The organism is Rhodococcus sp. BS-15 (assembly GCF_000813105.1).
In the GTDB taxonomy this organism is placed as follows: domain Bacteria; phylum Actinomycetota; class Actinomycetes; order Mycobacteriales; family Mycobacteriaceae; genus Rhodococcoides.
The window spans coordinates 1-14,010 of sequence record NZ_BAOX01000110.1; the positions used below are offsets into that span (position 1 = coordinate 1).

11 protein-coding genes and 4 pseudogenes are annotated in these 14,010 nt (G+C 65.2%); 10 read left to right on the forward strand and 5 right to left on the reverse strand.

Features of this window, described 5'->3' with window-relative positions:
• Positions 1–306 precede the first annotated feature (306 nt).
• From RHBS_RS14115 to RHBS_RS14125, 4 genes are all read left to right on the forward strand, one after another.
• Positions 307–861, forward strand: a complete 555-nt coding sequence (locus tag RHBS_RS14115; RefSeq protein ID WP_128645865.1) for a hypothetical protein — start codon at positions 307–309, stop codon at positions 859–861.
• Positions 862–923: 62 nt separating this feature from the next.
• Entirely contained in the window at positions 924–1,859 is a 936-nt protein-coding gene (locus RHBS_RS14120; protein WP_128645866.1) for an NADP-dependent oxidoreductase, read from the forward strand.
• Positions 1,860–1,995: 136 nt separating this feature from the next.
• Positions 1,996–2,118: a hypothetical protein gene (locus RHBS_RS31535; protein ID WP_272913858.1), complete on the forward strand. Its 123-nt coding sequence runs from the start codon at positions 1,996–1,998 to the stop codon at positions 2,116–2,118.
• Positions 2,119–2,202: 84 nt separating this feature from the next.
• Positions 2,203–2,727, forward strand: coding sequence for a permease (locus RHBS_RS14125; RefSeq protein ID WP_128645867.1), 525 nt, complete (start codon positions 2,203–2,205; stop codon positions 2,725–2,727).
• Positions 2,728–2,730: 3 nt separating this feature from the next.
• On the opposite strand, the gene RHBS_RS14130 is transcribed toward RHBS_RS14125, so the two are convergent.
• Both RHBS_RS14130 and map read right to left on the reverse strand, forming a co-directional pair.
• Entirely contained in the window at positions 2,731–3,210 is a 480-nt protein-coding gene (locus tag RHBS_RS14130) for a winged helix-turn-helix domain-containing protein (RefSeq protein WP_128645868.1), read from the reverse strand.
• A gap of 159 nt (positions 3,211–3,369) precedes the next feature.
• Positions 3,370–4,141 (reverse strand): annotated as a pseudogene (gene map, locus RHBS_RS14135) (type I methionyl aminopeptidase).
• 104 nt (positions 4,142–4,245) lie between these two features.
• Here map and RHBS_RS14140 point away from each other — a divergent pair.
• From RHBS_RS14140 to fgd, 4 genes and pseudogenes are all read left to right on the forward strand, one after another.
• A pseudogene (locus RHBS_RS14140) lies at positions 4,246–4,937 on the forward strand (GNAT family N-acetyltransferase).
• Positions 4,938–4,988: 51 nt separating this feature from the next.
• Positions 4,989–5,327, forward strand: coding sequence for a hypothetical protein (locus tag RHBS_RS14145; RefSeq protein ID WP_128645869.1), 339 nt, complete (start codon positions 4,989–4,991; stop codon positions 5,325–5,327).
• Entirely contained in the window at positions 5,324–5,656 is a 333-nt protein-coding gene (locus RHBS_RS14150; RefSeq protein ID WP_128645870.1) for a YidH family protein, read from the forward strand. Before RHBS_RS14145 ends, RHBS_RS14150 begins: the two co-directional genes overlap by 4 nt.
• 64 nt (positions 5,657–5,720) lie before the next feature.
• Positions 5,721–6,734 (forward strand): glucose-6-phosphate dehydrogenase (coenzyme-F420), encoded by a 1,014-nt coding sequence (gene fgd / locus RHBS_RS14155; RefSeq protein ID WP_128645871.1) that lies wholly within the window; start codon positions 5,721–5,723, stop codon positions 6,732–6,734.
• A 12-nt stretch (positions 6,735–6,746) separates the two neighbouring features.
• Here fgd and RHBS_RS14160 read toward each other — a convergent pair whose 3' ends face one another.
• Complete coding sequence (locus tag RHBS_RS14160) at positions 6,747–7,259, reverse strand: nitroreductase/quinone reductase family protein (protein ID WP_128645872.1); 513 nt, start codon at positions 7,257–7,259, stop codon at positions 6,747–6,749.
• 163 nt (positions 7,260–7,422) lie between these two features.
• On the opposite strand from RHBS_RS14160, the pseudogene pta reads away from it, so the two are divergent.
• A pseudogene (pta, locus tag RHBS_RS14165) lies at positions 7,423–9,514 on the forward strand (phosphate acetyltransferase).
• Positions 9,511–10,697: pseudogene (locus RHBS_RS14170) on the forward strand (acetate kinase). Before pta ends, RHBS_RS14170 begins: the two co-directional pseudogenes overlap by 4 nt.
• Before the next feature lie 13 nt (positions 10,698–10,710).
• Here the strand turns inward: RHBS_RS14170 and RHBS_RS14175 are convergent.
• Together RHBS_RS14175 and RHBS_RS14180 are read right to left on the reverse strand one after the other, a co-directional pair.
• Positions 10,711–13,119, reverse strand: coding sequence for a serine/threonine-protein kinase (locus RHBS_RS14175; RefSeq protein WP_128645873.1), 2,409 nt, complete (start codon positions 13,117–13,119; stop codon positions 10,711–10,713).
• 10 nt (positions 13,120–13,129) lie between these two features.
• On the reverse strand, positions 13,130–14,010 hold an 881-nt coding region (locus RHBS_RS14180), incomplete at its 5' end, for a glutamate ABC transporter substrate-binding protein (RefSeq protein WP_145977520.1).

Below are 14,010 nucleotides of genomic sequence, written 5' to 3' on the forward strand. Positions count from 1 at the left end.
CCACCGACACACTTTCGAACAGACGTTCCCGGACCGCTCGAGTTGTACGCCTTAGTGACGCTCACAATTCTCTGTGCCCTGTTATGTGATGGATAACTCGGACTACAAATTGTGACGTTGTCGGTTTGGTGTAACGCCGAGTCGCGCTGTCGCTGGTCACGGCGTTCAATAACGGGCAAGGCAGACGTAACGACCACAGCAGCGTTGCTTGTTCGGCGACAGACGCGACTGCATTGCAGCACCTCCGGAGCTCGATTCCGAGCCGGTGTCCGTTGGCTGAGTGTTGACCCAGTGGGGATGATCGACATGAACGACGCTTTTCGCTTCGCCGCTTCGTGCAGTTCACCGAGGGAGCTGATCTCCCGACTTCAATTCGGCATGACGGAGTTGTGGCCTGACGACGCAACAGTTCCCGTCCGCTGGCACTACATGGCAGACCTGATCGATTCGGAGCGAGGCTTGCTCGTCGAACTGAACGGTGCAGTGTCGAGGCCGGTTGTGGATGCGCTCGCCGCTGCAGCGGAACTGTGCAGGCAGTCGGCTTCCGAGCCTGTGCCCCAGTCGGATTGGAGATTGCTCCGTCGCGCCATGGAGTGGCTGGAGACCAGTAGTTCGGAAGTGGATCGCGCTGTGCTCGCGGTGGGAGACGAACTGGCACTGGTCGGTCTCGAAGGTGAAGAACCGGACTTCTCGGTCGTGTCATGGCTTTGCCTGGAAACACTCGCGCAGTTCGAGGCCGATCGGGAAACAATCGACTACTGGGTCGACCGCGCGAACCTGCCGGAGCCGAGTGCTGTTCACCAACGCGCAGGTTCGGTCCTCGACCAAGACGAACTGATCCCGCTCTCAGTGGCTGTCTGAGGCGGCGGCGACGCCGGAGTCGGACCGGAACATTTTGCACCGTGTCAGTCGTTGTACGTTCCATGACAAAAGCAGCGGTTGCAGCGTCCTACGGTGGTCCGGAAGTCATCGAGATCGTCGAACGAGAGCTACCCGAACCCGCCAAGGGTGAGGTGGTGGTTGAGGTGAAGGCGATCGGCGTCAATCCCTTCGACTTCAAGAGCTACAGCGGTGCGTTCGGCACCGACGAATCCAAGCTCCCGATCCCCCTGGGTAGTGAGGCGTCGGGAATCGTGGTGGCAGTCGGCGGCACCGTCGAGGGCCCGGTCGGTCCGATCGCCGTCGGCGACGAGGTGATCGTCTCCGGCGTGAACGGAACGTACACCGAGAAGATTCTCGCGCCCGCGCGCTTCGTGTTCCCGAAGCCGGCGAATCTGGATTGGGACGTCGCTGCCGGGGTGCTGGCCGTCGCCGGAACGGCTTACGACGCACTGGAATCCGTCGGTGTGAAGAGCGGCGACACGGTACTCGTGCACGGCGCTGCGGGCGGTGTCGGATCTGTGGTGGCTCAGCTCGCGAAGGAGCGTGGTGCCACCGTCATCGGAACTGCCCGCGCTCGGAATCACGAGGCGCTGCGTGCCTTCGGAGCCGAGCCGGTCGAATACGGCGACGGCTTGCTCGGCCGCGTGCGGGCGGTCGCACCGAAGGGCATCGACGCAGCCATTGATGCCGTCGGCACCGACGAAGCCGTCGACGTGTCCCTCGAATTGCTCACCGACCGCAGCAAATTGGTGACGATCGCGGCGCAGGGCCGGGCGCAGGCAGACGGTTTCCTCACCGTCGGTGGGCCGGCGAGTATGGAGCGTCGACGCCTCGCGTCGCCGACACTGTTGGAGCAGGCGGGTGCAGGAGTGTTCGAGGTGACTGTCGCCAAGACATTCCCACTCGACGACGTTGCGAGGGCACACACCGAACTGCAATCGACGCACCCGCGTGGAAAGTTCATTCTGATTCCCTGACCTGTTCGGGTGACTTCACACCCATTTTCCCGACCGATCACTCCAGCTCCGGTCAGATCAGGGGTGATCGGTCTGCATGAGGGGTGTGAGGTCTCGGGCGCCCGAAACGAACAACAGCGATCCTCGGTCGACTTCGGTGTCCGCGGCCGATGTCGCACCCGCAGTGCTGGCACGAGCGTTGTGGCCGTATCGCATTCCCGCCGAGGGACGCGAGCCCGAGAAGCGCCCGTTGGACGACGTCTCGGCCGGTCGGAGCTAGTTCTTGTCGCTGCGGATATTTTCAGTTAACGATCGGGTCTCGACACGACCGGGGCACTGCTGTGCAGGCTCTACGATTGTCGGCATGACTGCCGATCCGACCACGCCCGCACCGTCGACCAGTTCGGCCAACTGGAAGCGACGCGCCATCCTCGTCGGAGCGGGCATCGTGCTGCTGCTGATCGCGTACTTCATCCTCGCGGCCTTCCTGCCGCGCTGGTGGAGTCTGCGCGTGGAGACTCTGGCCGATCGCACGTTCACCAAGGGCATTCTGTGGGGACTGCTGTTCGGCATCGTCTGCACCTTCGCGCCGCTGGTGTTCTTCTGGAGCGCATGGTCGGTCCGCAAGGGCAGGGCAGGAAAGCAATTGGCGATCGGATCGGTCATCCTGGCCGTCGTCACCGCCATCCCGAACCTGTTGACCCTCACCATCGTTCTCGGAACCAGCAACGCCGCTCATGCCGGCGAACGCACCCTCGACACCAGCGCGCCGGGCTTCCGCGGCGCGACGGCATTGGGCGCGATCATCGCCGTGGTCCTCGTGGCTCTGCTGGTCTTCGTGGTCGTTCGCCGAAACCGTCGTCGCAGGTCCGTCGCACTGTCGCAGTAACGGTCAGGCGCTCCGCAGCACGGACGGCTCGGTGACGACGCGGATGCCCGGCTCCGGGTCGAATCGGTAACCGGCACCGCGGACGGTGGTGATCAGTCGGCCGAAGTGACGTAGCTTGGTTCGCACCCGGGACAGGTGCACGTCGACGCTGCGACCGCCGTCGGAGGTACTCAGTTCCGACCTCCCGATGACGACGCGTGGGCGCTGCGCCAGGTACGCGAAGATCTCGAACTCGGTGTGGCTCAGTCGCACGCTCCTGCCGCCGAGGATCACATCGCGGGCGGGCAGATCGATCACCAGGGGAGCGTTGAGCTCGCTGACGCGTACATCGAAGCGCGTCAGGATCTTCGCGTGCGGGGCATAGCTCTTGGCGGCGCTGCGAAGGGCGTCGGCGAGTGCGTGCAGTTGCGGGCGAGTCAGTCCCTGCAGGGACGATGTGCCGGAATCGGAGATGCGGACGACGACGGTCGCTTCGGTGCTCATGACGGGTGGCTCCTGTGACAAGGGTGCTGCTGATACGGGACGGATGGTCAGCGTGGGCAGCGACAGTTCTCGTTCACAGACACAGAGTCGTCGACGATCGGCAGTTCCGCCAGGGATCCGTTCACCGTGATCGCAACGGTTGACCCCGTGGCCGTCGGGTCAGGATTTGGGGAGCGTCATGATTTCTGCACTGTCGTCGGTGATCATCACGGTGTGCTCGCTGTGCGCGGTGAGGCACCCCGTCGTGCTCCGCAGGGTCCAGCCGTCCGGGTCGGTGACCAGTTCGTCGGTGTCCTCCATGACCCACGCTCGAGCGCCAACATCAAGCCCGGGCGTAGACGGTAGCCGCGGCCGGGCCGTCCGGAGTTGGAGACGTGGGGATCCTGGTGCATCGTCGAGCCGATGCCGTGGCCGCCGAACTGCATGTTGATCGGGTAACCGGCAGCGCTGAGCACCGTGCCGATAGCGTGGGAGATATCGCCGATCTTGTTGCCCGGTCGAGCCGCTTCGATTCCCGCGGCCAGCGCCCGTTCGGTGGCGTCGATCATCGCGAGACTCTTGGCGGGCTTGTTCTCACCCACGACGAAACTGATGGCCGAGTCCGCGGCGACGCCGCCGAGGATCACGGCCAGGTCCAGCGTCAGCAGATCGCCGTCGGCCAGCGCGTAGTCGTAGGGAAGGCCATGCAGCACAGCATCGTTGACGGAGGTGCAGATGTAGTGACCGAACGGACCGCGACCGAAGGACGGCGCGTAGTCGACGTAGCAGGACGTCGCCCCGGCTCCCTCGATGATCTCTTCGGTCCACTGATCGATCTCGAGCAGATTGGTGCCGACTGCGGCGCGTTCGCGGACGGTTCGGAGAATCCCAGCTACCAGGCGCCGGATTCGCGCGCGAGGGGGATCTTGGTTGGGGGAAGAATTTCGATCATGTGGTGCCTTTCGCCGGATGACGAACAACGATACCGGTATAAGTATTGGTGTCGAGTCCGACGGTGCGCGGAGTCGTGAGTCGGTTCGTGCGACGCTGTCTGTCGTGTCTGCTCATCCTCTCGACGACCCCGTTCGTAATTCCCTCGAGGGCTCCCTCTCTCGGTTCGCGGTCCGGCGCGGGCGGATCATCCGGGCCGATCCCGAGGTGTCTCCGTTCCTGGTGCACCCCGACGTCCTCGAGTCCCAGGACTGGGACGACATCGCGGCCCTGTTCGGCCCCCGAACCGTCGTCGCCCTTGCCGGCCCCGAACGCGCACTGCCCGAGGGCTGGTCGCACCTCGAGACCTTCGGTCTGGTGCAACTCGTCGGCACGCACCTCGAGACACGGCCCTTCGCCGAGGCGGTCGAGCTGACCGCAGCGGACGTCCAGGAGATGCTCGACCTGGTCGGCCGCACCGAACCCGGACCGTTCCTGCCCCGCACCATCGAACTCGGCACGTACCTCGGTGTTCGACGCGATGGCGCTCTGATCGCGATGGCGGGCGAGCGTATGCACCCCACGGGGTGGACGGAGATCAGCGCCGTGTGTACCTACCGGCGTTCCGCGGGCAGGGGCTGGCCACCGACCTGGTTCGCGCGATCGGCCACGGCATTCGCGCCCGCGGTGACGAGCCGTTCCTGCACGCGTCGGCCGCGAACGTGCGGGCCATCGACCTCTACCTCTCCATCGGATTCGAGTTGCGTCGAACCTCGCACCTGACGTTGGTCCGTACGCCCGCGCAGAACGCGAGATAGGTTTCGAGATCCGCTGTTGCGCGCTCTGACCTCGAAGACATACCGTTACCTATGCGAATAAACGGCGAAGTGATCTACGACGATGGACTGGTCCGCCTCGACGAGGCAGGCGTCACGCTGAGGTACTACTACTTTCCCTTCGCCACCAAGAAGTTCGTTCCGTACAACCGGATTCGCGCCGTCGACACCGCTGTGCTGGGCAACTGGAACGGACGTTGGCGGCTGTGGGGAGCGTCCTGGATCGACCAGTGGCTTCCACTGGACGTGATGCGTCCCAAGAAGGACACTGCAGTGGTGCTCACCCTCCGCCGCATCTCGCCGGTCTTCACCCCCGACGATCCGGACCTGGTTGCCCATCTGATTCGCGAGCGCATGGCCGCACAGCAGTGACGCGCCCCGACGAGCGGTTCACGCTGGCCAGTGAACGCACTTTTCTCGCCTGGCTGCGGACGTCGCTTGGGCTCCTGGCCGGCGGTATCGCGGTCGTCCACCTGGTTCCCGATTTCAGCACCGGGTGGGTCCGCACGGGACTCGGGCTGATACTGATCGGTCTCGCCGCGGCGGCACCGATCATCGGTCTACGACGGTGGATGCGCGTTCGAGATGCTCTGGATAAGGGTGCACCGATGCCCGAGTCACGAGATCTGTGGATCTTCGCCGTCGGTATCGGCGCAGTGGCGGTGCTGGCTGCAGTGGTCACGGTTCTGGGGATCCAGTAGCGCGCTCCCGACGGCTGAAGGTGCACAATCGAAGAACTAGGACGACCAACGACAGGAGTTCGGCGTGGCGCAGGGTCTCAAGCTGGGGTACAAGGCATCGGCGGAGCAGTTCGGACCGCGGGAGTTGGTCGAGCTCGGTGTGCTCGCCGAGCAGCACGGTATGGATTCGGCGACGGTCAGCGACCACTTCCAGCCGTGGCGACACGAGGGTGGCCACGCGCCGTTCTCACTGGCCTGGATGACGGCCGTCGGGGAACGTACGAACACGATCCAGCTCGGCACCTCGGTACTGACGCCGACGTTCCGCTACAACCCGCCGGTCATCGCTCAGGCGTTCGCGACGATGGGCTGCCTGTATCCCGGACGCATCATGTTGGGTGTGGGCACCGGCGAAGCGCTCAACGAGATCGCGACCGGATTCACCGGCGAATGGCCGGAGTTCAAGGAACGATTCGCGCGCCTGCGTGAGTCGGTGCGGTTGATGCGCGAGCTGTGGCTCGGCGACCGTGTCGACTTCGAGGGCGAGTACTACACGACCAAGGGCGCGTCGATCTACGACGTTCCCGAGGGCGGTATCCCGGTGTACATCGCCGCAGGTGGTCCTGTGGTGGCGCGCTATGCAGGCCGCGCGGGCGACGGATTCATCTGCACCTCGGGCAAGGGCATGGAGCTCTACACCGACAAGCTGCTTCCGGCCGTGGAAGAGGGCGCGGGCAAGGCCCAGCGCGACGCCGGTGAGATCGACAAGATGATCGAGATCAAGATCAGTTACGACACCGATCCCGAACTGGCGCTGGAGAATTGCCGCTTCTGGGCCCCGCTGTCACTGACGCCGGAGCAGAAGCACTCGATCGACGATCCCATCGAGATGGAGAAGGCCGCCGACGAGCTGCCGATCGAACAGGTCGCCAAGCGCTGGATCGTGGCATCGGACCCGGACGAGGCAGTGGAGAAGGTCAAGCAGTACACCGATGCCGGCCTGAATCACCTGGTGTTCCACGCGCCGGGTCACGACCAGAAGCGGTTCCTCGAACTCTTCGAGAAGGACCTCGCGCCGCGCCTGCGCAAGCTCGGCTGACTCCCGACGAGACTAGAGATCGGCCGTGAGTGCGAACAATCGCATGTCACGGTCGGTCCGGGTCTCGTACTCGCCGTACACCTCGACCATCGCGCCGAACTGCCGGTAGATGCGAGCCTTCTCGTCTCCGGTGATCCGGGTGGCCGTCACCGGAATCTTCTTGCCGCCGATGGCCACCACGGCCTTCGGATCGGCGAGCAGGTTCGACGTCCACGCCGGGTGGTGCTGCTGACCGAAATTGGATCCGACGACGTAGATCTTGTCGGCCTCCCGGTAGTACAGCAGCGGGCTCGTCCTGGGTTTGCCGGACTTGCGGCCGGTGGTGGTCAGCAACACCACCGGGGCCGCGATCGGCCCGAGGACGGTGAAGCGGCCGTCGGACTTGGTCAGCAACCACCGGTCGACGCCTGCGAGGTTCCTGATGACCCACGAACCGGGCTTCGTCGACGCGAAATTCACGGCGGGCTTGCGGATGAACGAGGTTTCGCTGCCCCAGCGCACATCCGGGAACGGTGATTCGGCCATGGTTCATGGGACAGCCCGACCGCGCCCGGTGTCAACACCCCACGCCTACTAGACAGGAGTGGAGCCTGCGGAACGACCCCTACTAGGCAGGAGTGGAGCCTGCGGAACGACCCCTACTAGGCTGGCGTGCATGGCTGAGCCCAGCGGCACCGACGCGTCGGACATGTATCCCTCGAGCATCTACATCGCGTCACCGGAAGGGGACACCGGGAAGTCGACCATCGCGCTCGGTGTGCTGCAGATGCTCGCCGCGTCGGCGGCCCGGGTTGGGGTGTTCCGTCCCATCGCCCGATCCACCGACGAGCCCGATTACATTCTCGAGTTGCTCGTCGAGCACACCACCGCAGATCTGACGTACGAGCAGTCGCTCGGTGTCACGTACGAGCAGGTGCACGCCGATCAGGATGCAGCGCTCAGCAAGATCGTCGACCGGTATCACGAGGTGGCGTCCCAGTGCGACGCGGTGGTGATCGTGGGTAGCGATTACACCGACGTCGGCAGCCCCAGCGAACTCGGCTTCAATGCCCGCATCGCCGTCAATCTCGGTGCCCCCGTACTGCTTGCGCTACGCGGGTCCGGTCGCACGCCCGACGAGATCGCGCAGTTGGCCACCCTGTGCCAGGGCGAACTGCGTCAGCACCATGCCCACCTCGCTGCGATCGTGGCGAACCGTTGCTCGCCGGACGATCTCGATGCGGTCACCGATGCATTGGCATCGGTCGGCGTGCCTGCGTGGTCGCTGCCGGAGATTCCGCTCCTCGTCGCGCCGACGATGGCGGAACTACTCGAGGCGGTGGACGGCACACTGTACTCCGGTGACTCGTCGCTGCTGCAGCGAGAAGCGTTGCGGGTCATGGTCGGTGGCATGACGGCCGAGCACATCCTCGAACGCCTGACCGAGGGCGTCGTCGTCATCGCGCCCGCGGACCGATCCGACGTGTTGCTCGCCCTCGTCAATGCCCATGAGGCGGAGGGCTTTCCGTCTCTCGCCGGCATCATCATGAACGGCGGCATCGAGCCGCACCCGGCGATCGCCCGTCTGGTGGCAGGGCTCGGCCCCCCGGTTGCCGATCTTGACCACCGAGCTCGGCACCTTCGATACCGCCTCTGCTGCAGCGCAGACGCGCGGCCGCGTGGCGGTGGGCTCGCAGCGCAAGGTCGACACCGCACTCGGCCTGATGGAGCAGCGGGTCGACGCGAAAACCCTTCTGGGCCGGCTCGACATCGCCATTCCCACCATCACGACCCCGCAGATGTTCGAGTACCAGCTGATCCACCGGGCCCGCGCCGACCGCAAGCACATCGTGCTCCCCGAGGGCGGCGACGATCGCATCCTCCGGGCTGCCGGACGTCTGCTGCAGCGCCAGGTCGCGGACCTGACGATCCTCGGCGAGGAAGGTCCCATTCGGCGACGCGCATCGGAACTGGGCGTCGACCTCGACAGCGCTACGGTTCTCGATCCCAAGAACTGCGATTACGCCGAGGACTTCGCCGCCGAGTACACCGAGCTGCGCAAGCACAAGGGTATGACGATCGACCGTGCCCGCGAGATCATGGCCGACATCTCGTACTTCGGAACGATGATGGTGCACAAGGGAATTGCCGACGGCATGGTCTCCGGTGCCGCGCACACCACCGCGCACACCATCAAGCCGTCGTTCGAGATCATCAAGACGACCGAGGGCGTGTCGACGGTGTCGTCGATCTTCCTGATGTGCCTGTCCGATCGTGTTCTCGCCTACGGCGACTGCGCCGTCGTACCCGACCCGACGGCCGAGCAGCTCGCCGACATCGCCGTGTCCTCGGCGCAGACCTCGGCGCAGTTCGGGATCGAGCCGCGGGTGGCCATGCTGTCGTACTCCACCGGCGAGTCGGGTTCCGGAGCCGATGTCGACAAGGTCCGACAGGCGACAGCTCTTGTGCGCGAACGCAATCCGGAACTACTGGTGGAGGGTCCGATCCAGTACGACGCGGCGATCGAACCGTCCGTCGCCGCGTCGAAGCTGCCCGATTCCGACGTCGCGGGCCGAGCGACGGTGTTCATCTTCCCGGACCTCAACACCGGCAACAACACCTACAAGGCCGTCCAGCGCAGCGCCGGTGCGGTTGCCGTCGGACCCGTTCTGCAGGGCCTGCGCAAACCCGTCAACGATCTCTCGCGCGGTGCGCTGGTCGAGGACATCGTCAACACCGTCGCCATCACCGCGATTCAGGCACAGGGCATCGCCGCAGCAGCCGATCAGGAGGGCAAGTGAGCATCCTCGTCGTCAACTCCGGTTCGTCCTCGGTCAAGTTCCAACTGGTCGACCCCGGCTCGGGGGAGTCCGTGGCCAGCGGGCTCGTGGAGCGCATCGGTGAATCCGACGGCCGAGTCGAACTCGACAACCGGGGCGAGAGTGTCGAGCGAATCCAACACATCGACGACCACGGTGCCGGTCTGGCCCTGGCCTTCGAGATGCTCGCCGACGCAGGCGTCGAACTGGAATCGGTCACCGCCGTCGGGCATCGCGTGGTCCATGGCGGGACGGTGTTCTACCGTCCGACGATCATCGACGACTCCGTCGTGCAACAGATCTCCGATCTGAGCAACCTTGCACCACTGCACAATCCGCCGAACGTGCTGGGCATCGAGGTCGCCAGGAAGCAACTGCCGAACGTGCCGCACGTGGCAGTGTTCGACACGGCCTTCTTTCATTCCCTGCCCGACGCGGCCGCGACCTACGCCATCGACGCGACCGTCGCTGCCGAGTACGACATCAGGCGCTACGGCTTTCACGGCACCTCGCATCGGTACGTGTCCGAGCAGGTGGCGCAGTTCCTGGGCCGCGATCTCGAGGACCTGAATCAGATCGTGCTGCATCTGGGCAACGGTGCTCGGCCTCGGCCGTCGCGGGTGGCAAGGCTGTCGACACGTCGATGGGACTGACTCCTCTCGAAGGTCTCGTGATGGGCACTCGCAGTGGGGATATCGACCCCGGAGTGATCATGCACCTGCGTCGCAGTGCAGGCATGAGCGTCGACGACATCGACGCCCTGCTCAACCGTCGCTCCGGCCTGATCGGACTGTCCGGGGTCAACGACTTCAGACAACTGCAGCAACGGATCGACGACGGGGACGCCTCCGCACGTCTGGCGTACGACGTCTACATTCACCGCCTGCGCAAGTACATCGGTGCGTACATGATCGGGCTGGGCAAGCTCGACGTCATCACGTTCACCGCCGGTGTCGGTGAGAACGCCGCAGCGGTGCGCGCGGATGCTCTCGCGAACCTGGAGGGCTTCGGGATCGAGATCGATGGCGAGCGTAATGTGCTGCGCAGCAAGCAGTCTCGGGTGATCTCGACCGACGCGTCCACCGTCACGGTGTTGGTGGTGCCGACCGACGAGGAGTTGGCGATCGCTCGTGCGGCGGACGACCTGGTTCGAGAAGGCGGCTAGAACAACGCGGCAGTCAGAACAACGAACGTGGCCTGATCGCGTTCGCCAGATCCACCAGCGAGAAGCGGTGAGCGCGATCGGTAGCGTTGCGGGCCAGTGCGCGAAGGCCCTTCTCGGTTCCGCGCCGCAATCCGTCCTCGGTGAACGGGACGCTGAGAATGGGTTCTCGCTCGGCTGTGGCTGCGTGGCCGGAGACGATCCAGTCCAGGGCCATCGCCAGCACCAGCGTCCGCATCTGCAGCGCCCGGCTCTCGGCCTTCGGTAGCAATGCCACTCGTCGTGCAGCAGAACGGAAGTCGGACTCGGACAGCTCGGCTCGCGAGCGGTCCATCAGCAACGTCAACACACTGGTCATGCGGGCCATCGAGTAGTGTCGCGAACTGATCGGCACCTGATCGAGCGCGGCGATGGCACCGGTCTGATCGCCGCGGCGCTGCAACTGCCTGGCCAAGCCGAACGCCGAGCTGACGATGCCGCGATTGGTTCGCCACACTGCTCGGTACAGACCCTCGGCGCGGGCCCGCCACTTCTCGGCTTCCTCGACGTTGCCTGCGGCCACATGCCCGAGCAGCTCGGAGGTGGCTCCGAGAGCGAGCTTGGGTGCGAGTTCGCCGGGCATTGCACCGAGTACGTTGTCGAAACTGGTGAACGCAGAGTCGTATTCGTGATGCAACAGTGCGATCAGGCCTGCGTACCACTGCACTCGCCACGGGTCAGCGGTGTGGTCGGTCGACTGCACCTTGGCCAGAATGTCGGTTGCTTCGACGACGTTCCCGAGATCCAGGTGGGCCTTGACCTCGGCGAGGGTGATCTCGAGACTCAGTTCCACAGGACTCGAGGAGCCGGTGGAACGGCCCGATTCGGCTCCGGCGGTGACGCGTTCGATGCCGTTGCGTTTGGCGTGCTGCAGCGAGTCCAGGGTCTGTCGAGGTTCGACGTGTACGGCCGCCGCCAGCAGCGGCGCGCTCGGGTCGTTGGGGTCCACCAGCGGAACCGGGAGCGCGGCAACCACTTCGGCTGCCGTCATTCGTTCGTGGCGTACCGTGCCGTCCACGTAGGTGTCGGTGCGCCCCACCGACTGCTCGGTGCCGAAAGTCGTACGCGGCGGGCTGAATACCGTCGACAGTCCCGGCCGCTCGACTCCTGTCCTGATGGCCAGGATCTCACGCAGCACACCGGTGGCCTGCCCGGCGAATTCGTCCGCGGATCGGAACCGCCGAGTGGGATCCTCGTGCGTCGCGCGCAGCAACAGGCGATGCAGCGACGGAAACTGTTGCAGTACTTCGGATTCCTCGGCCGAAGGGAGGCCGTCGAGGTACTTGCCGTTCTTCGACGGCATGTCCAGCGTCAACACCGCGAGGGTGCGACCCACCGTGAAGATGTCCGACGCCACCGTCGGTCCCGTCTTCACGATCTCCGGCGCCTGGTAGCCCACCGTGCCGTACAGGTAGCCGTAGTCCTCGATACCCGCGACCGCGCCGAGGTCGATGAGTTTGATCTGGTCGTCGGAGACCATGATGTTCTCCGGTTTGAGGTCGTTGTAGACCAGCCCGATCGAATGCAGATAGCCCAGTGCCGGAAGCACTTCGAGGACGTAGGCCAGCGCCTGTTCGACGGGCAGACGGGCACCGTCGCCGCAGGCGGTGAGGATGTCGCGCAGTGAACGGCCGCCGACGTATTCCATGACGATGAAGCCGACGGTCGACCCGTCGCTGCGGGGTTGCTCGACGAAATTGTAGATCTTGACCACGCCGGGATGGGCGACCTCGGCGAGGAACTGCCGCTCGGCGACCGCGACGGCGTGGGCCTCTTCGTCACCGAAGTGCAGCAGTCCCTTGAGTACCACCCAGCGGTCGCTGACGTTGCGGTCGATGGCGAGGTAGATCCAGCCGAGCCCGCCGTGTGCGATGCAGCCCTGCACGTCGTACTGGCCGACCACGCGATCGCCCGGTTCCAGCAACGGAGTGAAGTCGAACGTTGCGCCGCAGTGCGGGCAGATGCCCATCGCCACGTCGGGCTCGCCAGGTTCGCTGCGGCCGACCTTGGCATTGCACTTCCAGCAGAACCGTTTGTGCTGCGGCACCGTCGGATCCGACATCACCGCAGTGGCGGGATCGATCGGTTCGACGCGAGGCACGTCCACCAGGCCGCCGCCGAGTCGCCGCCGAATGCCGGTGCTGCGCGATCGACCGGATCTCGTCCGACCGGTCTTGGAGCGGGTGGAAGCAGTGTGCGACGCCGTGGATGTCGGGGTCCGATCGCCGACCGGTGACCGCGACACGGCCTGAGTGCGCTCGACTCCGTCCGTTCCCGAGACTGCCTGCGTTCTCGACACTGCCCGGGTGCGCTCGCTGTCGTCGGTGCGCGAGACCGCCTGCGTTCGCTCCGCGGGTGCGGTGGGCTGCTGTTCGTCGTCGTCCATGTCCAAGCCCCTAATCGCTGTACGTCGCGCTGGGCGGACCGGGGGAGGGGCCGAGCACCGTCAGCCACCGGTCGTAGATGCGATTCCAGGTTCCGTCGGAGCGTATGCGTGCCAACGTTCCGTTGACGAAGCGCACCAGATCCTCGTTGTTCTTGTTGATTCCCACCCCGTACGGCTCCGGGCTCAGGCTGTCACCGACGATCTCGAGGTACGGATCCTGTGCCGCGAGACCGGCCAGGATCGCGTCGTCGGTGCTGATGGCGTCGACCTGCCGTTGTTGGAGCACCACAAGGCAATCCGACCACATCGGTACCGTCACCACCGTCGCGGCGGGTTGGACTCGTTGGATGCGTCGCAGCGAGGTGGTGCCCTCCACAGCGCACACTCGCTTGTCCGCCAGGTCCTCGACTCCGCGGATGCCCGATCCCTGCACCACCAGAACGCGGTGCTGCGCTTGGAAGTACACGGTGGAGAACTGGACGTCCTTGCGGCGAGCGCACGTGATGGTCATGGTCTTGACCACCATGTCCACCGAAGAATCCTGCAGAGCTTCGAGCCGCTCCGCAGAGGTGAGGATGCGAAAGTCCAACCGGTTCGGATCGCCGAACAGGTCTCGTGAGACCTCCCGCGCGATGTCGACATCGAACCCGACCAGCTGTCCGGACATCGGATCGCGGAAGCTGAAAAGGTTGCTCCCCGTGTCCAATCCGACGACCAACCGGCCCTTGGCGCGCAGTGCGTCGAGTGTCGGCTGTGGCGGCGGAGGAGCATCGGTGTCTGTCGGCAGTGGTCGCAGGCTGGCGGTGGGGCGGGTGCACTCGTCGTCGGCGGGGCTCTCGGTCGGCCGAGCGGCGACGGACGCGCCGTCCGGTAGCGGCGGTTCGGTGAACG

Coding starts and splice junctions, on each gene's coding strand:
- RHBS_RS14115 (WP_128645865.1), top strand. CDS start 307: ATGAACGACGCTTTTCGCTTCGCCGCTTCGTGCAGTTCACCGAGGGAG.
- RHBS_RS14120 (WP_128645866.1), top strand. CDS start 924: ATGACAAAAGCAGCGGTTGCAGCGTCCTACGGTGGTCCGGAAGTCATC.
- RHBS_RS14125 (WP_128645867.1), top strand. CDS start 2,203: ATGACTGCCGATCCGACCACGCCCGCACCGTCGACCAGTTCGGCCAAC.
- RHBS_RS14130 (WP_128645868.1), bottom strand. CDS start 3,210: ATGAGCACCGAAGCGACCGTCGTCGTCCGCATCTCCGATTCCGGCACA.
- RHBS_RS14145 (WP_128645869.1), top strand. CDS start 4,989: ATGCGAATAAACGGCGAAGTGATCTACGACGATGGACTGGTCCGCCTC.
- RHBS_RS14160 (WP_128645872.1), bottom strand. CDS start 7,259: ATGGCCGAATCACCGTTCCCGGATGTGCGCTGGGGCAGCGAAACCTCG.
- RHBS_RS14175 (WP_128645873.1), bottom strand. CDS start 13,119: ATGGACGACGACGAACAGCAGCCCACCGCACCCGCGGAGCGAACGCAG.